The organism is Sulfitobacter albidus (assembly GCF_018200035.1).
GTDB lineage: Bacteria > Pseudomonadota > Alphaproteobacteria > Rhodobacterales > Rhodobacteraceae > Sulfitobacter > Sulfitobacter albidus.
In genome coordinates this window covers 791,850-813,695 of sequence record NZ_CP073581.1, presented here as the reverse complement: position 1 = coordinate 813,695, position 21,846 = coordinate 791,850, and the positions used below count along the sequence as shown (strand labels likewise).

At 65.1% G+C, this 21,846-nt stretch carries 17 protein-coding genes and 1 riboswitch; of the genes, 4 read left to right on the top strand and 13 right to left on the bottom strand.

What is annotated here, in order from left to right; translation table 11 throughout:
- Positions 1 to 48: 48 nt before the first annotated feature.
- Genes KDD17_RS03920 through KDD17_RS03905 form a run of 4 tightly spaced genes read right to left on the bottom strand, consistent with a single transcriptional unit; the run spans position 49 to position 6,212 of the window.
- Positions 49 to 2,628, bottom strand: coding sequence for a putative PEP-binding protein (locus tag KDD17_RS03920; RefSeq protein WP_212705375.1), 2,580 nt, complete (start codon positions 2,626 to 2,628; stop codon positions 49 to 51).
- 57 nt (positions 2,629 to 2,685) lie between these two features.
- Positions 2,686 to 4,749: a glycine--tRNA ligase subunit beta gene (gene glyS / locus KDD17_RS03915; RefSeq protein WP_212705374.1), complete on the bottom strand. Its 2,064-nt coding sequence runs from the start codon at positions 4,747 to 4,749 to the stop codon at positions 2,686 to 2,688.
- Between the two features lie 9 nt (positions 4,750 to 4,758).
- On the bottom strand, positions 4,759 to 5,283 hold the full coding sequence (locus tag KDD17_RS03910; RefSeq protein ID WP_212705373.1) for a DUF6446 family protein: 525 nt from the start codon (positions 5,281 to 5,283) through the stop codon (positions 4,759 to 4,761).
- A complete protein-coding gene (locus KDD17_RS03905; protein WP_212705372.1) occupies positions 5,280 to 6,212 on the bottom strand; it encodes a glycine--tRNA ligase subunit alpha in 933 nt (310 codons plus the stop codon). Before KDD17_RS03905 ends, KDD17_RS03910 begins: the two co-directional genes overlap by 4 nt.
- Before the next feature lie 198 nt (positions 6,213 to 6,410).
- Between KDD17_RS03905 and KDD17_RS03900 the strand changes: the two genes are divergently transcribed.
- Entirely contained in the window at positions 6,411 to 8,210 is a 1,800-nt protein-coding gene (locus KDD17_RS03900) for a trypsin-like peptidase domain-containing protein (RefSeq protein WP_212705371.1), read from the top strand.
- Between the two features lie 84 nt (positions 8,211 to 8,294).
- Here KDD17_RS03900 and KDD17_RS03895 read toward each other — a convergent pair whose 3' ends face one another.
- The 5 genes from KDD17_RS03895 to metZ all read right to left on the bottom strand — a co-directional run bounded on the left by KDD17_RS03895 (position 8,295) and on the right by metZ (position 14,288).
- The gene (locus tag KDD17_RS03895) at positions 8,295 to 9,899 is read right to left on the bottom strand and encodes a 5-guanidino-2-oxopentanoate decarboxylase (protein WP_212705370.1); all 1,605 of its coding nucleotides are present in this window, start codon (positions 9,897 to 9,899) and stop codon (positions 8,295 to 8,297) included.
- Complete coding sequence (locus tag KDD17_RS03890) at positions 9,899 to 11,383, bottom strand: TrkH family potassium uptake protein (RefSeq protein WP_254796883.1); 1,485 nt, start codon at positions 11,381 to 11,383, stop codon at positions 9,899 to 9,901. The genes KDD17_RS03895 and KDD17_RS03890 overlap by 1 nt, the downstream gene beginning before the upstream one ends.
- Before the next feature lie 90 nt (positions 11,384 to 11,473).
- Positions 11,474 to 11,755 (bottom strand): hypothetical protein, encoded by a 282-nt coding sequence (locus KDD17_RS03885; protein WP_212706292.1) that lies wholly within the window; start codon positions 11,753 to 11,755, stop codon positions 11,474 to 11,476.
- A 158-nt stretch (positions 11,756 to 11,913) separates the two neighbouring features.
- On the bottom strand, positions 11,914 to 13,008 hold the full coding sequence (folE2, locus tag KDD17_RS03880) for a GTP cyclohydrolase FolE2 (protein WP_212705369.1): 1,095 nt from the start codon (positions 13,006 to 13,008) through the stop codon (positions 11,914 to 11,916).
- 101 nt (positions 13,009 to 13,109) lie between these two features.
- On the bottom strand, positions 13,110 to 14,288 hold the full coding sequence (metZ, locus tag KDD17_RS03875) for an O-succinylhomoserine sulfhydrylase (RefSeq protein ID WP_212705368.1): 1,179 nt from the start codon (positions 14,286 to 14,288) through the stop codon (positions 13,110 to 13,112).
- Between the two features lie 69 nt (positions 14,289 to 14,357).
- Positions 14,358 to 14,434, bottom strand: a riboswitch (SAM riboswitch).
- A gap of 118 nt (positions 14,435 to 14,552) precedes the next feature.
- On the opposite strand from metZ, the gene KDD17_RS03870 reads away from it, so the two are divergent.
- Together KDD17_RS03870 and KDD17_RS03865 are read left to right on the top strand one after the other, a co-directional pair.
- A complete protein-coding gene (locus KDD17_RS03870) occupies positions 14,553 to 15,398 on the top strand; it encodes an alpha/beta hydrolase (RefSeq protein WP_212705367.1) in 846 nt (281 codons plus the stop codon).
- A complete protein-coding gene (locus KDD17_RS03865) occupies positions 15,382 to 16,077 on the top strand; it encodes a glutathione S-transferase N-terminal domain-containing protein (protein WP_212705366.1) in 696 nt (231 codons plus the stop codon). The genes KDD17_RS03870 and KDD17_RS03865 overlap by 17 nt, the downstream gene beginning before the upstream one ends.
- 44 nt (positions 16,078 to 16,121) lie before the next feature.
- Here KDD17_RS03865 and KDD17_RS03860 read toward each other — a convergent pair whose 3' ends face one another.
- From KDD17_RS03860 to ftsY, 3 genes are read right to left on the bottom strand one after another with little or no spacing between them, the layout of a single operon-like run.
- Positions 16,122 to 16,736 carry an inner membrane-spanning protein YciB gene (locus KDD17_RS03860; protein ID WP_212705365.1) on the bottom strand — a complete coding sequence of 205 codons (615 nt, stop codon included), beginning with the start codon at positions 16,734 to 16,736 and terminating at the stop codon, positions 16,122 to 16,124.
- A 2-nt stretch (positions 16,737 to 16,738) separates the two neighbouring features.
- Positions 16,739 to 17,641, bottom strand: a complete 903-nt coding sequence (locus KDD17_RS03855) for a DMT family transporter (protein ID WP_212705364.1) — start codon at positions 17,639 to 17,641, stop codon at positions 16,739 to 16,741.
- A 13-nt stretch (positions 17,642 to 17,654) separates the two neighbouring features.
- Positions 17,655 to 19,097: a signal recognition particle-docking protein FtsY gene (ftsY, locus tag KDD17_RS03850; RefSeq protein ID WP_212705363.1), complete on the bottom strand. Its 1,443-nt coding sequence runs from the start codon at positions 19,095 to 19,097 to the stop codon at positions 17,655 to 17,657.
- A 105-nt stretch (positions 19,098 to 19,202) separates the two neighbouring features.
- Here ftsY and KDD17_RS03845 point away from each other — a divergent pair, with 105 nt between their 5' ends.
- Positions 19,203 to 20,093, top strand: coding sequence for a lytic transglycosylase domain-containing protein (locus KDD17_RS03845; RefSeq protein ID WP_212705362.1), 891 nt, complete (start codon positions 19,203 to 19,205; stop codon positions 20,091 to 20,093).
- A gap of 2 nt (positions 20,094 to 20,095) precedes the next feature.
- On the opposite strand, the gene KDD17_RS03840 is transcribed toward KDD17_RS03845, so the two are convergent.
- Entirely contained in the window at positions 20,096 to 21,796 is a 1,701-nt protein-coding gene (locus tag KDD17_RS03840; protein ID WP_212705361.1) for an NAD(P)H-dependent oxidoreductase subunit E, read from the bottom strand.
- Positions 21,797 to 21,846 lie beyond the last annotated feature (50 nt).

The window sequence follows — 21,846 nt, the reverse complement described above, 5'->3', positions numbered from 1 at the left end:
CCCCGTTGGGCAAATGCCCGCCGGTCCAAACAGGTCTTCTATTTGATTTCAAAGGCTTGAAGGCGTCAACCGGTCCGTTATCGCAAGTTGAGCGGCGGCAAGCCGCGCAACCGGAACGCGGAACGGCGAGCAGGAGACATAGTCGAATCCCGCCGCGCGGCAGTAGGCAATCGATTCGGGGTTGCCGCCGTGCTCGCCGCAAACCGACAGCGTGATGTCGGGTTTTGCCCCCCGACCGCGCTCCGCGCCGAGGCGCAACAGCTCTCCCACCCCGTCGTGATCGAGGGTGTGAAAAGGATCTTCGTCAAAGACCCCCTGCTGCACGTAATCCGACATGAACCGCCCCGCGTCGTCGCGCGACAGACCGTAGGTCATCTGCGTGAGGTCGTTTGTACCAAAACTCAGAAAGGCACAATGCGGCGCGATCTCGGCCGCGCGCAGGGCTGCACGCGGCGTTTCGACCATCACGCCAAGGCGGTAGTCAAACGCGATACCGGTCTCGCTGCGCACCGAAGAGGCCACCGCGTCGATGGCGGATTTCACCAGCTCCACCTCGCGGCGGGCGGAGACAAGGGGGATCATAATCTCGGGCACGACGGTGTCACCGGCGCGGGCAACCTCAACCGTCGCCTCGAAAATCGCGCGCGCCTGCATCTCGTAGATCTCCGGCACGGTGATGCCCAGCCGCACACCGCGCAGACCCAGCATGGGGTTATATTCGCGCATCGCCTCGATCCGGCGTGTCACATCCGACCGCGGCAGGCCCAACGCCTCGGCCAGTTCGCGCTGGCCATCGCGGTCGACAGGCAGGAATTCGTGCAGCGGCGGGTCGAACAGCCGGATGCAGACGGGCATCCCGCGCATGATTCCAAAAAGCTGTTTGAAATCATCGCGCTGCATGGGCAAGAGCCGCTCAAGCACCGCGCGCCGCCCGTCGGAGGTATTGGCAAAGATCATCTCGCGCATGACTGTAAGGCGACCGGGATCGAAAAACATATGCTCCGTGCGGCACAGGCCGATGCCCTCGGCGTCGAAATTGCGCGCGGTCTGGGCGTCGTCGGGCGTGTCGGCGTTGGCGCGCACGCCGATATCGGCGCTGTCGGCGGCCCAGCGCATCAGCGTGCGGAAATAATCGTCAAGGGCCGCCTCCTGCAGGGTCGCGGCACCCGCCATGATCTGCCCGGTGGAGCCATCCAGCGTGATCGCATCCCCCACGCCGAACACGCGCCCGTCCTTGGACGTCAGGGTACGGTCGCGCAGGTTGAAAGTAAGCGAGGACGCCCCCACCACGCAGGGCAACCCGATGCCGCGCCCGATCACCGCCGCGTGGCTGGTGATGCCGCCGCGCTCGGTCAGCACACCGTTGGCCGCGTGCATGCCGCGCACGTCTTCCGACGAGGTTTCACGCCGCACCAGAATGCACGGCTCTCCGCGTGAGGCGGCAGCCTGTGCGGCGGCGGCGTCGAACACGAGCGTACCCGTGGCCGCCCCCGGGCTGGCGGCGATGCCGCGCCCGATCACGTCGCGCGCCACGGTCGGGTCGATCTGCCGGTGCAGCAGCTCCGTCAGCAAGCGCGGCTGCACGCGCATCAGCGCCTCCTCGCGCGGGATCACGCCGTCCTCGGCCAGCGTGACCGCGATGCGCACCGCCGCGCGGGACGAACGCGCCACGCGCACCCCGTCGAGGATGTGCACGGTGCCGTCGTCGATCGCGAATTCAACCTGCATCTCGGCGCGCAGACGGGTGCGCATCAGCTGGGCGTAGGATTTCAGCGTCTCGAACGCCTCGGGCAGCTCTTCTTCCAGCGAGCGGCCACGCGGGTCGCGCACCAGATACAGCGCTTCCTCGCGGTCCTCCAGCGCGTCGCGGCCCTGGCTTTGGCCCAGATAGCGCCCGGTAACCTGCGGCGCGCCGGTATCGCTGTCGACCAGTTGCAGCACGCCCGAGCCGCACTGCCCCGCGCCCACGCCAAAGATCATCTGCTGCACCACCAGCCCCAGACCCGCATCCGCCGGCGCGCCCTTGGCCTCGCGCAGCAGCCGCGCGGAGGTGCCGTTCCACGCCCGCGCCATGGAGCGTAACACGGCGGCCAGCTGCACCCGGCGGTGCTGGGGAAAGCTTTCCTCGGTCTCTTCCTCGTAGGCGGCGAGCGTCTGTTCCAGCCCCGCGCGCCCCTCATCTGAGACGTGATCGAACATATCCGGGTCCAGCCGGGCGACATTGATCGCGTAGGACTGGATAAAACGGGTGTAGAGGGCTGCGGCAGGCCCCTCGCCCATCGTCTTGGCAAACCCTTCAAACCGCGCGTCATTCATGCCGATGTTGAGCACCGCGCCCGGTCCGCCCCAATCGGCATCCTGGCTTGACGGGCGCACGCACAACAGCGCGTCACGGTCGAACTGATCCACGACGGAGCCCACATCCGGCAGCTCGCCCATGGCGATCTGGTGCACGGTGTCAAACGACAGCGCCACGGTGCGCGGCACCGGCAGATCAAGCCGCACCAGACGCTGCAAACACTTCGCCCGGCCACCGTGGGTATTGGTGGCGACGGGCGCGGTTTGCGTGATCAGCGTGGTATGCGGATTATTCTGCACTGCGGCATCCTTTGGTTTCAGGTGCAGCATAGGCGCTGGGAAGGGCCGTGCAAGAGTTACGTGACAGTGCGCGGCGTCAGGCGCGCCTTACCCCTCGATCCGCCGCAAATCGGCCACGCCAAGGCACAGCTGGCGGATCCGGCTGAGCAGGTTGAGCCGGTTGCGCCGCACGGTGGCGTTGTCGGTGTTGATCTGCACCGCCTCGAAAAACGCATCGAGCGCGGGGCGCAGGGAGGCCATCGCCCCCATCGCCGTGCCAAAATCCTGCGCGGCCATGGCGGGCGTGATCGCGGCCTCTGCGCCATCGAGCGCGGCAAAGAGCGCGCGTTCCTCGTCGGTCTCGGCAAATTTCACATCCGCGCCGTAGGAGTATTCGACACCGTCGGCCTCTTCGGCCTGCGTCAGGATGTTGTTGGCGCGCTTGAAGGCCTGCAAAAGGTTCTCGCCATCGTCGGTTTTCAACGTATCGGAAAGCGCTCGGGCGCGTTTGACCAGAAGGGCGAGGTCGTCGTTGCCCTCCATCGCGATGCAGGCGTCGATGATGTCGTGACGGATGCCCTGATCCTTGAGGTAGACTTTCAGGCGGTCGTGCAGGAAGGCGAGAAGGTTGTGGGCATCGGCATCGTGGGCCGCACTGGCAAAAAGCGCAGATGCAGGCAGGCTTTGATCGTTTTCAACGGCGATCCGGATGATCCCCAATGCCGCACGGCGCAGCGCGAACGGATCCTTCGACCCCGTAGGCTTTTCATCAATCGCCCAGAAGCCCGTCAGCTTGTCGATCTTTTCGGCAAGCGCCACGGCCACGGAAACGGGCGCCGTGGGCACGGCATCGGAGGGGCCGAGGGGGGCGTAGTGATCTTCGGACGCCGCCGCGACTTCCGCAGGCAGGCCCGCCGCCTCGGCGTAATAGCGGCCCATCAACCCCTGCAGCTCGGGAAATTCGTAGACCATTTCCGACGACAGATCGGCCTTGGCCACCCGCGCGGCCTGCTCTGCCAGATCGGGATCGGCGCCGACCATCGGGGCGATTTCGCGGGCGAGCGTCGCCATACGGTCGATCAGCTCGGCCTGTGTGCCCAGCTTGTTGTGGAAGGTGACATTCTTGAGGTTTTCAACCCAAGCCTGCATGCCGGCGTCAGAAGTCGCCACGCGCAGGTCGTTCTCCCAGAAGAACTTGGCGTCGGCGAGCCGGGCGCTCAGCACCTTTTCGTTGCCCGCGAGGATCGTGGCGCCATTGTCGGCCGTCTCGCGGTTGGCGACGGTGACGAAACGCTCGATCCGGCCCGATTTGGTGTTGCGCACGGAAAAGAACTTTTGATGCTCTTTCATCGAGGTTTGCAGCACCTCGGCGGGCAGGTCGAGGAAATCCTCCCCGATGCGGCCCATCAGCACCACGGGCCATTCGACCAGCCCCGCGACCTCATGCAAAAGGCCCGCGTCCTCAACCACTTCCATGCCGTTGGCAAAGGCCTGATTGGTGGCGTCGTGCCAGATCGCCTCGCGCCGCGCCTCGGCGTCGAGGATCACATGGGCGCGGCGCAGCTTGGCGGAGTAATCGTCAAAACCGGTCACGCGGATGGCGTCGGGCGCGTGGAAGCGGTGGCCGTAGGTCACATCGCCCGACACGATGCCATCGACCGTGAGCGGCACCACTTCGGCACCGTCCTCGCGCGACAGCACGCAGAGGATCGATTGCAACGGGCGCACCCAGCGCAGGCTGCCACTGCCCCAGCGCATGGATTTGGGCCAGGGGAAATTGCGGATCGTCTCTTCGAGCACTTCCGCAATGATGTCGGCGGCCGGGCGGCCCTCGCGGGTGATCCTTGCAAAGAGGATCTTGCCCTTGGGCGTGTCGCGTTCCTCTAGGGCGTCGCGGGTAACGCCTGCGCCGCGCAGGAACCCTTCGATCGCTTTTTCGGGCGCGTCGGCCTTGGGGCCTTTGCGCTCCTCAACCGTGCGCGGGGAGGCCTCCAGCAGCCCCTCGATCGTCAGGCACAAGCGGCGCGGCGTGGTGAAGGCGGCGGCGGAGGCATAGGTCAGCCCCGCCTCGACCAACCCATCGGTCACGCGCTTTTTCAGATCTTCGCCCGCGCGGGTCTGCATCCGGGCGGGGATTTCTTCGGAGAAGAGTTCAATCAGCAGGTCGGCCACGGGGCGCTCCTAGTCTTGGCTTGCGGGACGGTCGGGGCATTCTTCGCCCACGATGGTGCCGTCATAGGCTTTTTCGCCACATTCATTCAGCTCGTGCCAGACATAGCCGCGCCCGTCCTCGGTGACGGCCACGATCCGGTCAACGCCGAAATGCACGTTCTTGGCCCCCAGAAAGCTGAGCGCCGTGCCCGCGTCCAGCTCTGCCGCGATGTCTGCGGCGTCAAAGCAATCGAACCAGCCCGGCGCGTTGCGCGGTGTCGCGTCCTCGATCAGCTGGAACGTCTCGCTCATCAGCGCGAGGCTGTATGGCGTGGTGAAACACGCACGGTAGCGGATGGGGGAGCTGTCGGCGTCGATCGCCTCAAAGCTGTCGGTGGGAATGGGCTCTGCCAGACCGGCGAGCGAGATCATCGTGACCCCCTCGGCGGGCGCGTCGACCTCTTCGTAAAAGCCGTAGATCTGCAAATAGTACAGCGCAGCGCCTGCGATGAGGGCAGAGATCATGATGACGATTCCTATGATTTTACCGCTCATGCTGCGTCTTCGGCCTGCCAGCCGCCCGCGCGGGTCTGCACGAAGGCATCCGCGCAGCCCTTGGTCAGCGCGCGCACACGCCCGATATAGGCCTGGCGTTCGGTGACGGAGATCACGCCGCGCGCATCGAGCAGGTTGAAGATATGGCTCGCCTTGATCGCCTGATCGTAGGCGGGATGCGCCATCACGATGCGCTTGCCGGTCTTGGGGTCGTCATGTGCTTGATCGAGGATCGCGCGGCATTCTGCCTCCGCCTCCTCGAAATGGCGCAGCAGCACGTCCGTGTCGGCCACATCGAAATTCCAGCGCGCGTATTCTTCCTCGGTCTGTTTGAACACATCGCCGTAGCTCAGCGGGATCGGTGCGTCGGGATCGTTGAACGGCATCTCCATCACGTGATCCACGCCCAGCACATACATCGCAAGACGCTCCAGCCCGTAGGTCAGCTCACCGGAGACCGGGTGGCAGTCGTGCCCGCCGACCTGCTGGAAATAGGTGAACTGGCTGACTTCCATGCCGTCGCACCAGACCTCCCAGCCCAGCCCCCAGGCGCCCAGCGTCGGGCTTTCCCAATCGTCCTCGACAAAGCGGATATCGTGCAGATCCATGTCGATGCCAATGGCCTCAAGGCTGCCGAGGTAGAGATCCTGCAGGTTGGGCGGGCTGGGTTTGATGAGCACTTGATACTGGTAATAGTGTTGCAAGCGGTTGGGGTTCTCACCGTAGCGGCCATCGGTGGGGCGGCGCGAGGGCTGCACGTAGGCCGCGGCCCAGGGCTGCGTGCCGAGGCTGCGCAGGGTTGTGGCCGGATGGAAGGTGCCCGCGCCGACCTCCATATCGTAGGGTTGCAATATCGCGCAGCCGTGGCGCGCCCAGTAGCTCTGCAGGCGCAGAATGATCTCCTGAAAGGAGCGGGGCGTGTCGGCCATGGCGGTGTCCTCGGGGCATGTTGGGGCGTGCGGGTGTCCGCGCTCTACCTAGTCGGCGCATGGGGCGGGGTCAACGGGGCCGCGCGGCGGCGCGGACACGCATCCGAAATTGATTGTTTCGCGGGGTTTAGCGTATGGGAATCGGGGCAAAATCCTGCTTATGTACGCCAAATTTGCTTTTTCAGAGTTTCCTGACCCATGATCCGTATCCTTTTGTGCACCTGCCTTGCCCTGATTGTGGGCCTGATGTCCTCCGCCTCGCCCACGCGCGCGCAGTCGGGCAACCCGGATGATGTCGTCTGGGTGCAGGTCGAGGCGCAGCCATCGCTGAACCGCGCCACGGGACGCGCGCAGGATTTCGCGCGCACGATCGAAGATGTGAACGGGTTTGCCGTGGGCGGCGGCTGGTACGCGATCGTCGTCGGCCCCTACCGCCGCGCCGATGCCGAACTGGTCCTGCGCCAGTACCGCCGCGACGGGCTGATCCCGCGCGACAGCTTTATCCAGACGTCCAACCGCCTGCGCAGCCAATTCTGGCCCGTGGGGGCAAATGTTCTGGGCACCGGCGCCATCACGGCGCCCGGCGTGCCCGCCGCCCCTACCGAGACGACGCAGGCAGAGCCTGAAACCCCTCCGCAGGCCTCTACCCCGCAGCCCGATCCCGAACCCGCCGTGGTCGACGAAACCCCGGCAGAGGCGCGCCGCTCCGAACGTGCCCTCAGCGCCGCCGAACGGCGCGAGTTGCAGGTGATGCTGCAGTGGGCGGGCTATTACAATGCCGCCATCGATGGCGCCTTTGGACGCGGCACGCGCGGCTCGATGGCGCAGTGGCAGGCGGCGAACGGGTTCGAGACGACAGGCGTGCTGACCACACTGCAGCGCGCCACCCTCAAAGAACAATACAACGCCGTCCTGCGCGGCATGGATTTGCGCCGGGTGCGGGATGCGCAGGCAGGGATCGAAGTGCTGGTGCCCACGGGCGCCGTGGCCTTTGACCGCTACGAGCCGCCGTTCGCCCATTACGAGGCGACGGGCGATTTGGCCGCGCGCGTGCTGCTGATCAGCCAACCGGGCGATCAGAACACACTCTTTGGTCTTTACGAAATCATGCAGACTCTTGAGATCGTACCATTGCAGGGCGCGCGTGAACGGCGCGACCGTTCGTTCACCCTTGTGGGCGAGAACGCGCGCTTTATCAGCTATACCGAGGCCGCATTGCAGGACGGGGAGATCAAGGGCTTTACGCTGATCTGGCCCGCGGGCGACGAGGAAAGACGCCGCCGGATCCTGGGTGAGATGCGCCGCTCCTTCGCGCGGCTTCCGGGCGTTCTGTCGCCGGGCGCGGGCACGGCGGCCGAGCAATCCATCGACCTTGTTTCGGGTCTGCAGATCCGCAAGCCGATCCGCGCCCGCTCGGGCTTTTTCGTGACGGCGGATGGCGCGGTGGCGACCGTTTCCGAGGCAGTACAAAACTGTAGCCGCATCACCATCGACGGCGATACCGACGCTGCGCTGATCGCGGACGATCGCGCGCGCGGCGTGGCCTTGCTGCGCCCCGACGCAGCACTTGCCCCGCTTGCGGTGGCGGCCCTGTCGCCGCGTGAACCGCGCCTCAAGAGCGAGGTTGCCGTTGCGGGCTATTCCTTTGGTGGCGTGCTGAGCGCCCCGTCGAGCACCTTTGGCACGCTTGCCGACGTGCGTGGGCTGAATGGCGAGGACAGCGTCAACCGCCTTGCCCTCAAGACCCGCGCCGGCGACGCGGGCGGTCCTGTTCTGGGCGAGGACGGTGAGGTCATCGGTATGGTGGCGCCACGGATGCAGGACGGCACGCAACTGCCCGATGACGTGAGCTTTGCCCTTGATGCCGCGACTGTGGCGGCGGCGGGGGCCGAGGCCGGGCTGACGCTGGCGCCAAGTACCGGAAGCCGCGCACTGACCCCGTTTCAGATCACGGAGCGGGCCAGCGGGATGACCGTGCTGGTCAGCTGCTGGGAATGATCCACCGCTGATCTGAGCACTGACAGAATTTCTCACGAAATTCTGGACCCAAATTTTCCCCGAAAATTTGCGCGCGCGGCGGGCTCAGCGCAGGATCGCGGGCGTCAGATAGATCAGCGTCGGCCCCTGCGCCGCGAATGCCGCGCGCACCGCGTCACGCATCTCGTTTAGGCTCCCGGGCGCAACCGCGCGCGCACCAAACGCCCGCGCCAAAGCGCAGAAATCGGGGTTGCGGGCGACGACCGCATTGGGCGCGATCTGGGCGCGCACCATGCTGTCCTCGATCTCGCCCAGCTTGGCGTTGTCCCACACAACGATGGGCAGCGGCAGGCCGAGCTCAACCGCCACGCCGAGCTCTTGCAATGTGTAGTGGAACCCGTAATCGCCGATCAATGCCATCGTCGGCAGCCCCGGCCGCGCGATCGCCCCGCCAATGGCGGCCGGGGTGGCATAGCCGAGCGTACCAAAGCCGTAGGGGTGGTGCCAATGGCCAGGGCGCGCCATGTCCCAGACCTCCTTTGCGGCATAAGCGATCTGGGTCATGTCGGAATAGATCATCGCCTCCTCCGGCACAGCGGACTGCAATGCATCGATCACCGGCAGAAGGCCCGGCCGCTCCGCATCCAGCTCCGCCCGCCAGCCCGCGCGGATTTTTGCGATTTCCTCCTGCGTCCAGTCGCTCGTCGGCATATGCCCGTCAAGTGCGGCAGTGACCGCCTCGAACGTTGCCACCGCATCGCCGCGATGCTGATGGCTGTCGGGGTGCCCGTCCCCGCCCAGCTGCGCGGGATCAATGTCGACGCGGATCATCGCGCAGTCATGGCCCAGATGCGGCTTCCACAGATCGACCTCGGCCAATTCACTGCCGACCACCACCACCAGATCGGCAGCGGCAAAGACGCGTGTGCAATCGGGCCGCGCGAGCCATGAGCCAAAGTGAAGCGGTGTTCCCGGCGGCACGCACCCCCGCCCTGCGTAGGTGGTGAATGACGCAGCCCCCGTCGCCACCATCAATCGCGGCCACAGGCTGCCGCCCTCGACGGCCCCGCCCCCCAGAACGAACACGGGCCGCCGCGCGCGAGAGAGGGCTTCGGCAATCCGGCGCACCGCGGCCGGATCAGCCTCAGGCGGCCCCAACATATCGGTCTGGCTTGCCGTAGGCGGTGGGGGCGCCTGCGCCTCAAGCGCGGCGATGGGCACCTGGATATGCTTGGGGCGCGCGCGGGCGGTTTTGAACTCCGCAAAGGCGCGGTCGACCAGCGTATAGGCGGCCTCGGCCGTGCGGGCCTCTTCGGACCAGTCGCAGACCGTTTCGGCGGCGGCGCGCTGGTCTTTCATCTGGTGCAATTGCCCGCGCCGTGCCGCCGTCTCGTCAAGACAGCTTGAGATCACCAGCATCGGCACCGAATCCGAATAGGCCTGCCCCATCGGCGTCATGATGTTGCACAGCCCCGGGCCGGTAATCACATACGCCACGCCCGGCTTGCCGCTCGCCCGCGCGTAGCCGTCGGCCATGAAACCGGCCCCCTGCTCATGACGCGCCAGCACATGGGTGATCCCGGCCTCTTCGATGCCGCGGTACATCTCCTGATTATGCACACCGGGGATGCCAAAGATGGTATCGACGCCGCGGGCGCGGAGCATGTGGGAAATCTGTGCACCCAAGGGGCGTTCAGTCGGATCAGCCATCAGGCCCTCCAGAAATTCACTGTAAAGATGACGTAGACCACCATCAGCTCTAGCCGACCCAGCAGCATCGCCAGCGTCAGGATCCATTTGGCGGGGTCGTTGAGCGTGGCGAAGTTGCCCGCAGGCCCGATGATGTCGCCAAGCCCGGGCCCGATATTGGCCAGCGCCGCCGACGCCCCCGAGACCGAAGTCACAAAATCCAGACCCGTCATCGACAGCGCCACGGCGACCAGCCCCAGCGTCACCACGAAGAACATGAAGAACGACATGACCGACGCCAGCACATCCTCGCCCACGGGTCGCCCGTCGTAGCGCGGCGTAAAAATACCGCTTGGCGAGCGAATGCGCCGCAGCTGCGCGCGCACCGATGCGAACAGCAGCTGATAGCGGAAAACCTTGATCGAACAGGCCGTTGACCCGGCACAGCCCCCAATCAGTCCGATGAAAAAGAACAGCGCCACCGCAAAGCTGCCCCATTGCATGTAATCGACCGAGGCATAGCCGGTGCCGGAAATGATCGAGGTCACGTTGAACACCGCCTCGCGCAGCGATTCCTCGACGCCCAGATGCACGCCTTCTTCAAGCACGACGATCAGCACCAGCGTCAGCACCGCGATCACCGCCACGAAGGCGCGCACCTGCGGGTCACGGTGCAGCGCGGTCGGGTTGCCATTAATCAACTGCACATAGCGCACGAACGGCAGCGCCGCGAGCATCATGAAAAGCGCCGCGGCATATTCCAACGGTCCCTTGAACGCCCCGAAAGACGCGTCGTAATTGGCAAAGCCGCCCGTCGCGATGGTCGTCATCGCGTGGGATGTCGCGTCAAACAGGCTCATCCCGAAATACAGGTAGACCAGCGCGCAGATCAGCGTGAACGCCACGTAGAGCCCCGAGATCTGCGTTGCGATCTGCCCCGCCCGGGGCAGGATCTTTCCCAGCGTGTCGAAAGCTTCGGATTTGAAGATCTGCATGCCGCCGACGCGCAACTCGGGCAGGAACACCATCGCCACAACGATGATGCCGATGCCCCCCAGCCATTGCAGGATTGCGCGCCAGATCAACAATCCCTTGGGCAGCGTATCGAGACCGGTGAAAACGGTGGATCCGGTGGTGGTGAGCCCTGACATCGCTTCGAAAATCGCGTCGACCGTGCGCGCCTCGGTCGCGCCCAGTACGAAGGGGATCGCCCCAAAAAGGGGAAGCGCGAGCCAGACCGAAGACGTGAGCAGAAAGGTCTGCTGGATCGTCAGCCCCTCGCGGACGCCACTGGCACAGGCCAGCGCCATGGCCATGCCGCCGACCACCGTAATCACCATGGATTGAAAAAAAACTGGCCAATGGCCGCGCCCCTCGGCCAGATCGACCAGCAAAGGCACAATCATCGCCGCCCCCAGAAAGGCGACCAGCAGGCCGATCACATATCCAACGGGGCGCAGATCCATGGTGCAGCGTTGGCGCGCGACCGGCGCGGTGTCAAGCATCACACCCGATCCCGTCAAACGAAAAACCCGCCCGGGCCTGAATGGCCACGGGCGGGTTAACGTCGGTGGATCGGCGATAGCCGGAAAGCGTCAGAGGTACATCAGATCCTTGAAGACATAGTGCGCGATTTCATCGCGTTTGATGCCCATTTTCGCAAGCTCGGCGTCGGATTTCGCGCGCAGCGCTTCGCACTGATCGACGCGCGCGGCGGAGGTCGAGGCCCGCATAAGCGCGCCCATCAGGCTGGAAAAGAACGCGCCCGTGACACGCAATGCGCGGCCCGCGCTGAGGAAGGGCGCCGGTGCCGTCGACAGGCCCGCGCCGGGCATCTTGGCTGAGAAGTGATCGGTTGCGGTGTGTTGGTAGGTCATATCGGATGCCTTGGATTTATTGCGGGGATCAACTTTCCCCGTGACCAAGAGATAGGGCTTGCTGCACCGCAGCAGTACCGCCATTTGTGCATACCCGGTCTTCGGGCCTTGCAACCGATGGGCGATCGGGCCGCGCGACGCGCACGCGGCCCGATGCATCAACCGACGTGGAACAACGTGCTGAAGGTCCGCGGATCAAGGCTCGCTTGCGCGAATGTCGGCCCCTCGGTCAGGACGCTGACGGCATCGTGGCTGTGCAGGCTTTCCTGATGGCTGGCCATCACGCGGAAATCGCTGATCCGCGCATCGGCCAGCAATTGCTGACAGAACAGGCGCGCGGCATCCTCGACAAAGATCGGGTTGGCGGCGTTCAGCTCGGCGAAGGCCTGTTCGTCCTCGCGTTTGACCATCACCTGCGTCTCTGTCGGCACCGCGCGGCGGCAGGCGTCGATGAGATCCTCGAACCACAGGCAATCTGCCCCCTGCTCGATCAGCACCGAAATCCGCGCGACCGAGCGTTGCGAATGAGGTGTGGCCAGCTGGCCGCGCGCGGCACGGGCGTGCTCGCTGAGCTCCAGCGAACAGGGGCAGGTGCTGGAATAGACGTAATCAAGGTGAATGATGCGCTGGCGCACGCCCGCCGTTTCGACGACTTCAAGCGCGACATCATAATACTGGTATCCCTCAAGGCCAGAGCGCAGGCTGGGCACCTTCACCGGGAAGGAAAAGCGCATCTGCAACCTCGCATCAAAGCTTTCCAGATCGGTGATGTAGTCGTCCAGCGCCGCCTCGATCACCTCAAAGCTGAACCGCCGCTCCGCGTGCTTGTAAAAGCTGCGCATGATGCGGGACATGTTGATGCCCTTCTTGTCCGCCTCAAGGCTGACGGTGCCGGTCACGGACGTCTCAAGCGTCAGCGTCCCGTTGTCGCGGGTGGCAAATTGCACCGGCAGGCGGAAGTTCGAGATGCCGACGTGCTGGATTTGCTGGCGCGCGCCGCGGATCAGGCTCGACGGGCCGTTCTGCAGATCGGGCAGGCTTGCCTTGTATTCGGGGGTGACGGTGAAATCGGCGTCAAACTCACGCTCCATCAACGGATAGGCTTCGGCCCCTTCGAGTAGTTGCGCAAGCGCCGGCTCCAGGGTCGCCACGTCCTGCGCGCTGGCGTTCGCCGCCCAGGCGCGCAGCGTTTCAAGCGCGGCCTCGGCCGCCGGGCGATCCGGCGTTTCCTTGATCGGTGTTGCGATATTCATGGGTGAGCCCCCCTGTTTCCGTCACCGACCAGATGTAGGCGCGCGCCGCGATATTGCCAAAAATAATTCACCCAATGCGCGCCGTTAGCGCCACGCAGGGCCTAGTTTACGGCATCGAGCGCTGCGCGGAAATCCGCGATCAGATCGTCGGCATCCTCAAGCCCGACGCTCACACGCACCCATCCTGCCGAGATCCCCAGCGTCGCGCGCATCTCTTCGCTCAGCCGTTGGTGGGTTGTGGTCGCGGGATGCGTCACGATGGTCTTGGCATCGCCCAGATTGTTCGAAATCAGCGCGATTTCCAGCGCATTGAGGAAGGTGAACGCCTCCGCCTTGTCGCGCAGCTCAAGCGCCAGCATCGTGCCGCCCGCGCCCATCTGTCGCTGGCACAGCGCGTGCTGCGGGTGATCGGTTGCGCCGGGATACACCACCTCTTTCAACGCCGGGTGCCCGGCAAGCGCCGCCGCGATCTTGCCCGCGCTTTCGGTCTGGGCCGCGACCCGCAGGCGCATCGTCTCAAGCCCCTTGAGCATGATCCACGCGGTAAAAGGCGACATCGAGCCGCCGGTATGCTTCATGTAGGGCTCGACCGTGCCGCGAATGAACTCCCGGCTGCCCAGGATCACACCGCCCAGCGCCCGGCCCTGTCCGTCGATGTGCTTGGTCGCGGAATAGATAACAACATCAGCGCCTTGTGCGATGGCCTTAGAGTAAACCGGGGTGGAGAACACGTTATCCACAACAACGGTCGCGCCATGCCTGTGGGCAAGTGTACAAACCGCTTCGATATCAACGAGTTGCAGCGTGGGGTTCGACATCGACTCAAAGAAGACGGCGGTCGTGTCGGGGCGGATCGCGTCCTCCCATTCCGCAAGGTTCGCGCCGTCGACAAAGGTCACCTCGACCCCGAACCGCGTCAGGATCTCTTCGAGCACGTAGAGGCACGAGCCAAAGAGCGCGCGGGCGGAGACCACGTGATCGCCCGCCTTCAGCATCGAGGTCAGCGCACCCGACACGGCGGCCATGCCCGACGCGGTGGCAAAGGCATCCTCGGCCCCTTCGAGCGCGGCAATCCGATCCTCGAACATCGCCACGGTGGGGTTGCCATAGCGCGCATAGATGAATTCATCGTCGCCTGACGAAATGAACCGCGCCTCGGCGTGCTCGGCGCTTTCGTACACGAATCCCTGGGTGAGAAAAATCGCTTCGCTCACCTCGCCGTACTGGCTGCGGCGGGTGCCTGCATGCACGGCCTGCGTGCCCGGTTTCCATTTGGTCATGGTTGTCGTCCTCTCGCTGTGCCGGGGGCCGGTCGGCACAAAAAAACCCCACACGCGGTCAAGCGAAAGGGGCCTTTCATCCTGACCTTTTAGCAGCTTGTTTTACGTGGCCTGCAATCCGGTAACAAATCACCACGGCGCGAGGGTTACGTGAGCAAAAGCACCGCGTCAAGATCATCGAACGGGGGCGTAACGGGATTTTCACATCCCTGAAACATGCTTGTGCAACTCCAGCTTCAGCATCAGATGAGGAAGGGACCGGCCATGCCGCTCCTGCCGATCACCGCGCCGCGTGCGCCGCAGGCACCGCTGTGCCTGCCGACGGATCTGCCGCGCGGCACGCGACGGGTCGTGGTCATGGTGCACGGGTACAAATACACGCCACTGATGCCCGCCCACTGCCCCCACGCCAAGATTTTTGCGCCCGCCGCCTGGCCCGAAGGGCTGGGGCTTGGGGGGCCGGATGTGCTGGCCCTGGGCTTTGGCTGGCACGCAAGGGGGCGGTTGCGCGATGTGCATGGTCATGCGCTGGCGCGCGGGGGGCAGTTGGCCACCCTGATCGCCGGTCTGCGGCAGGCGGGGCGACCGGTGCAGCTGGTGGCCCATTCGCTGGGGGCGACGCTGGCGCTGGCGGCCCTGCCATATCTGCAAGCAGGCGATGTGGATCGGATATTGCTGTTGAGCGGTGCCGCGCACCGTGACATGGCGCAGCATGCCCTGCGCAGCCCGGCGGGATTGGCGGCACACTGCATCCAGATCACCAGCGCGCAGAACGCTATTTTTGAGCGGTTGTTTACGCTTGCCGTTCCCGGCGCGGGCGGGATCGGGGGCGGCATCGGCTGTGCCAATAGCACCCGCGTGATGATCGATTGCGCGCGTAGCCGCGCGCGGCTTGCGGCTCTTGGCTACCCCATCGCGGCGCCCGCGCGCACGGTCTGCCACTGGTCGAGCTACACGCGCGAGGGGGTGATGGCGCTGAACCGCGCGCTGTTGTCCGGCGCGCTCGATCCCGACAGCCTGCCGCGGGCGGCCCTTGCACCCCCGCGCCAAACCCGCAAGAGTTGGCCGAGCACTCTGCGAAAGGCCGCCTCTCATGAACCAGCCCATTGATCTCTATTACTGGCCCACGCCGAACGGCTGGAAGATCTCGATCTGCCTGGAGGAGATGGGGCTCCCCTACACCACCCATCTGATCAACATCGGGGCGGGCGATCAGTTTGATCCCGCCTTCCTTGCGATCTCACCCAACAACCGGATGCCCGCGATCACCGACCCCGACGGCCCCGATGGCGCGCCCGTGTCGATCTTTGAAAGCGGCGCGATCCTGCAATATCTCGCGCGCAAGACCGGAAAGTTCTGCGGCGCGACCGAACGAGAGCGGATAGCGGTCGATCAATGGCTGATGTGGCAGATGGGCGGGCTGGGGCCGATGGCGGGGCAAGCCCATCACTTCCTGAAATATGCGCCCGCGATGGATCCGCCCAACGATCTGCCCTACGCAAAGGACCGCTACCGCACGGAGACGGCGCGGCTCTACGGTGTGCTCGACCGGCAATTGGCGCAACATGAGTTTGTTGCGGGCGATACCGTCACGATTGCCGATTTTGCGATCTGGGGCTGGGCGTCGCTGTGGGAAGGTCAGCAGCAGACACTGGACGACAAACCACATATGGCCCGCTGGCTCGACACGATGGGCGCGCGCCCGGGCGTTCAGGCAGGCCGCGCGCTGCACGCGGACAAACGCGCCGGGTTCAAGAAAGACGCACAGGACAGGCTCTTCAAACGCTAGCCGCGCGGGGCAAAGTTTCATCCGAAACTTTGGGCCCAAATCTTCTACGAAGATTTGTCGCCGTCCTCCTCGATGAGGTGGCTTTGCAATTGCGAGAACTGCCAGAACAGGAAAACCATCATCGCGATGGGAAATCCGAATGTCTCGATCTTGACCCAGGTTTCCGTCGACATGGTGCGCCAGATGATCTCATTCGCCACGGCCAGCACCACGAACAGCGCCGTGAGCCTGCGCGTCAGGATCATCCAGCCCGCATGATCCATCGGCATCACCTCGGCCATGACGTATTCCAGCCAGGACCGCCCGCGCAAAAGCCCGACCCCGAGGATCGCGGCCAAGAGCCCGTAGACAATCGTCGTCTTCATCTTGAAGAACCGCTCATCGTTGAACCACGCCGTCAGCCCGCCGAAAAAGATCACCATGAAGGCGGTGAACACCTGCATCCGGCTCAGCTTTCCGGTCAGCGCCCAGAGGATCCCCATCGCCACCAGCAGGATCGGCACGAACACGACGGCGGCTACGATAAAGCCGGTGTAGTCGGTGCCGCCGATGGTGAACGTGTCATCCTTGATCCGCAGGTAGAGCACGAAAAAGGCGATCGTCGGCCCCAGCTCCAGCACCTGTTTGAGAACTCCGTTGATCTCGCGCGCTTGCGCCATGCTCAGCCTCCCATCTCGACGATAACGGCGCCAGCCGCGATCAGCGCCATCAGCGCGATGCGGCGGGGGCCGACGGTTTCCTTCAGCACCAGCCAGCCGATCAGCGCGGCAAACACGGTCGAAGTCTCCCTCAGTACCGCCGCTTCGCCCACCTTATCAAGCCGTGTCGCCAGCATGATCGCCCCAAAGCTGAAGAGTGCGACGATACCGCCCACCAGACCGCGCGCCATCAACGGCCCCACGGCGGGTGGATCGGCCATCGCGCGCCAGCGGTGCAGCGCCACAAACGGGAACACCAGCCCGTCGATCATGAAAAACCACGCCAGAAAGGTGAACGGATCGGGCGTGGCGCGGATGCCGTAGGCGTCGTAGGTGGTGTAGAGCGCGACAAACAGCCCGGTCAGCACCGCAAGGCCAAGTGCGGCGCGCAGGGTGTCGCGCTCCGTCTCCAGATAGGCGAGATTATAGAGCGCCAGACCAAAGATCCCGGCCATCAGGGTCGCCACGCCAAGCCACTGCACGGCGTTGAAGCTTTCGTTGAAGATCAAATAGGCACCGATCACGGTAAACAGCGGCCCCGTCCCGCGCACCACCGGGTAGACGACCGTATAGGCGCCACGGGTATAGGCCATGGCCTGCAACGTCTTGTAGGCCAGATGGATCACGAAAGCGCCGAAAAAGATGATCCACATGCCGTCCTCGGGCCAGGGTACGACAAACAGCGCAAAGGGTGCTGCGATCAGGCAATAGCAGGCATCAATCGCCCCGCGCGTGAGCCACGGATCGTGCCGCCCCTTTTGCAGCGCGCCAAAGACCGCGTGCAGAAACGCCGCCATCAACGCAAGGGCGAGCGCCGCGCGGTGGCCAGCCTCTGTCCCCTCGATACTGGTGATCCAGTCGGTCACCCGGCGCGCCGCATCACCGCGCAACCCCGGTCAGCGCGTCGGCGAACTCCTGCGGATCAAAGGGCTGCAGATCGTCGATCTGCTCTCCCACACCGATGGCGTGGATGGGCAGGCCGAACTGATCGGCGAGTGCGACCAGCACGCCGCCCTTGGCGGTGCCGTCAAGCTTGGTCATCACGAGGCCCGATACGTCCGAGATTTCCTGAAATACCTTCACCTGCGTGACCGCGTTTTGACCCGTCGTCGCATCCAGCACCAGCAACGTGTTGTGCGGCGCGTCGGGGTCTTTCTTGCGGATGACGCGCACGATCTTGGCCAGCTCTTCCATCAGATCCGCGCGGTTTTGCAGCCGTCCGGCCGTGTCGATCATCAAAAGGTCCGCGCCGTCCGCTTCGGCCTTGGTCATGGCGTCAAAGGCAAGGCTGGCGGGGTCGGATCCTTCGGGCGCGGTCAGCACCGGCACGCCCGCGCGCTCCCCCCAGACCTGCAATTGCTCGACCGCCGCCGCGCGAAAGGTGTCGCCGGCAGCGATCACCACATGCTTGCCCGCCGCGCGGAACTGGCTGGCAAGCTTGCCGATCGTCGTCGTCTTGCCCGAGCCGTTCACCCCCACGACCAACACCACCTGCGGCGTCTTTTTGTAAAGCGGCAGCGGCTTGGCCACCGGCTCCATGATCCGCGCGATTTCAGCGCTCATAAGCTCTTTGATCTCGGCCACGGACATTTTGCGGCCCATGCGGCCTTCGGCCATGTTGGCGGTGACGCGCAGGGCCGTGTCCACCCCCATATCAGCGGTGATCAGCAGCTCTTCGAGCTGCTCAAGCATCTCGTCGTCGAGGGTGCGGCGTACCACCGGCGCACCGCCACGCCCCATCAGACGGCCAAGGATGCCACGTTTGGGCGCGGGATCGTCGGACGGGACGTCAGCGAGATCAGGCGCCACAGGGGTCAGCGGGATCGGAGCGGGTTCGGGGGCGGCCTGGTCTGCCTCGCGTCTGGCTTCGGCGTCGCGTCGGGCTTGCGCTTCGGCCTCGCGGTGTCGTTGCGCTTCGGCCTCGCGTTGAGCCTGTGCCTCTGCATCGCGTCGCGTCTGTGCTTTCGCTTCGGCGTCCTGCTTTGCCTGTTCCTCTGCCTTGCGCTGCGCCTGTGCCTCCTCAGAAGCGCGCATTTCGGCGTCTCGCGCCCGCTGCGCCTGTGCCGCGCGCTCGGCCTGCGCGCGGGCCTCCGCCGCGATCTGCGCCGCATCCTCTGGCGCCTCCACCGGCGCGGGAGCCGAAGACACATCCGCAGGCGCGTCCTGAACCGGACCGTCGTCAAACGCCTCTGCAGGCGTTTCCATCACCTCATCAACGCGTTCTTCGGCCTCGCCGCCGTCGCTGACGATCGCCTCCAGCCCCTCGTCGATCTTGGACGAGGATTTGAACAACCGATCCTTGAGCTTTTTGAAGAATGCCACCGTGAAACGCCTTTGATCTGGAACTTCCCACCGATCTAACCCTTTGGCAGGGCGGAGGGAAGGGTGTGCGATTGACACGCGCAGGTGCGCAGGCCACCAAAGGCCATGCGCCTGATCCTTGCTCTTACCGCTGCCCTATGGGCCACGACCGCCGCCGCCGAGCCGCCGCAGCGCGCGTGCAGCACCGGCAAATGGGGGCACGCGCATTGCATCCGGCCCGCGCATTTTGTCTACGACACCTGCAACGCGATCAAGGTGTTCAGCGACCGCCACGGTCTGAACACCGATTTCTTCGCCCGCCTGATCTGGCAGGAAAGCCGCTTTGACCCCAACGCCTTGAGCCCCGCAAACGCGCGCGGGATCGCGCAATTCATCCCCTCCACCGCCCGGCTGCGGGGGCTGAAGGATCCCTATAACCCCGCCGACGCGCTGGAGCATTCCGCGCAATACCTCGCCGAGATGGTGCGCCGCTATGGCAACGAAGGCATGGCCGCGATCGGCTACAACGGCGGGGAGCGGCGGGCGGAGGGTTTTCTGGAAGGCAAGGGGCTGGCGCGGGAGACGGTCAACTACGTGCCCATCATCACCGGGCTGAGCGCCGAGCAATGGCGCGACGCGCCGCCCAAAGACCTCGACATGCGGCTCGACAAGACAAAGCCGTTTATCGAAGCCTGCCGCGAGATGGCCAAGAACCGCAGGCTGACGCCGGTCAAGCTTCCCAAACCGCCGCCGCCCGCGATCAAACCCTGGGGCGTGCAGCTGGGATTCGGCACCTCGAAGGACGCGGCCAAGGCCAAGATCGGGCGCGCCACGGGCGCCTGCCGCGCCCCGCTCAACCGCGAAAAGCTGGACCTGATTTTTGTGAAAAACCGGGTGTCGGGCAAGAACGGCTATTACTTTGGCCGTGTGGGCCGCGACACACGGCGCGGCGCCATGCGCCTGTGCGATGAGCTCAAGCGTCGTGGCTGCCGCTGCCTTGTAGTGCAGAACAAATAGCGTCAGATCTCGTCGGGAAAATGCTTCATCGTCAGGCGGATGGGGTTCGGCGCCGCCTGCCCCAGCCCGCAGATCGACGCATCGACCATCGCCTGCGACAGCTCTTCGAGCAGCGGCTGGTCCCAGCGGTCGGCCTGCATCAGCTTCACGGCCTTTTCACAGCCCACCCGGCAGGGCGTGCACTGACCACAGCTTTCGTCCTCGAAAAACCGCAGCATGTTGAGTGCTGCGGCGCGGGCGCTGTCGTGCTCTGACAGGACCACGACCGCCGCCGATCCGATAAAGCTGCCATGCGGCTGCAATGTGTCAAAATCCATCGGGATGTCGTGCATCGACGCGGGCAGCAGCCCCGAGGAGGGCCCGCCCGGCTGATAGGCCTTGAACACATGGCCCTCGGCCATGCCGCCCGCCGCCGCGATGATGTCGGTGATGGTCGATCCGGCGGGCAGTTGGTACATCCCCGGAGTGGCCACCCGGCCCGACACTGAATAGCTGCGCAGCCCGGTGCGGCCGTTTTTCTCGACCGACGACAGGATCTGCGGCCCCTCGCGGCAGACCCGCGCGACCCAATGCAGCGTCTCGACGTTATGCACCAGCGTGGGGCGGCCAAAGATGCCGACTTGTGCGACATAAGGAGGGCGGTGGCGCGGGATACCGCGCTTGCCCTCGATGCTTTCGATCATCGCGGATTCCTCACCGCAGATGTAGGCGCCCGCCCCCCGGCGCAGATCGATATAGCCGGGGGAGACGACGCCTGCATCCTCAAGTGCCGCAATCTCGCGCGCGAGGATTTCCAGCACCGCCGGATATTCGTCGCGCATGTAAAGATAGATGCGATCGGCCTCGACCGCCCAGGCGGCAATCAGCATCCCCTCAAGGAAAAGATGCGGCGTGCGTTCAAGATAGTAGCGATCCTTGAACGTGCCCGGCTCGCCCTCGTCGCCGTTCACGGCCAGATAGCGCGGGCCCGGATTGCCGCGCACGAAGCCCCATTTCTTGCCCGACGGGAAGCCCGCACCGCCCAGACCGCGCAGACCCGACGACAAAACGCGCTCCTGCACCTCTTCCCAATCGCCGCTCTCGCGTAGATCGGTGAGCGTGGCATAACCGCCCTGCGCCGCGTAGGCGTCATAGCCCTCATAGTCGGGGATCACCGCATGGGTGTCACCCGCCGCAATCGCCGCCTCGACCTTTTCGGGCGTGGCGTGGTCGATGTGTTTGTGGCCCAGCTCCAGCACCGGGGCGGTATCGCAGCGGCCCATGCAGGGCGCGCGCAGCACGCGGACTTTGCTGGCGTCCAGCCCGTCCTCTAGTGCGGATTTCAGCGCCTGCGCGCCCGCCAGCTCGCACGCGAGCGAATCGCAAACCCGGATGGTGAGCGCGGGCGGCGGCGTCTCGCCCTCTTTGACCACGTCGAAATGGGCGTAGAAGGTCGCGACCTCATAGACCTCGGCCATCGACAGGCGCATTTCCTCGGCCAGCGCGCGCAGGTGCGCGGCGGACAGGTGGCCAAAGCGGTCCTGAATGAGGTGCAGATGCTCGATCAGCAGGTCGCGGTCGCGCGGCTCCGCCCCCAGCAGGTCGCGCACCTCGGCCCAGGCTGTATCGTCCAGCTGGCGGCCCTTGGTATGGCGGCGCCCCCGGCCCTTGCCGGATTTCCACACGCCCTTGTCGGGGCAGTCGGTTTTTGCGTCCAGTGCCATGATGCGTCTCCCCTGCGGTCTTTGTGCGGTGTAGCAAAGCGCGCCGGTGT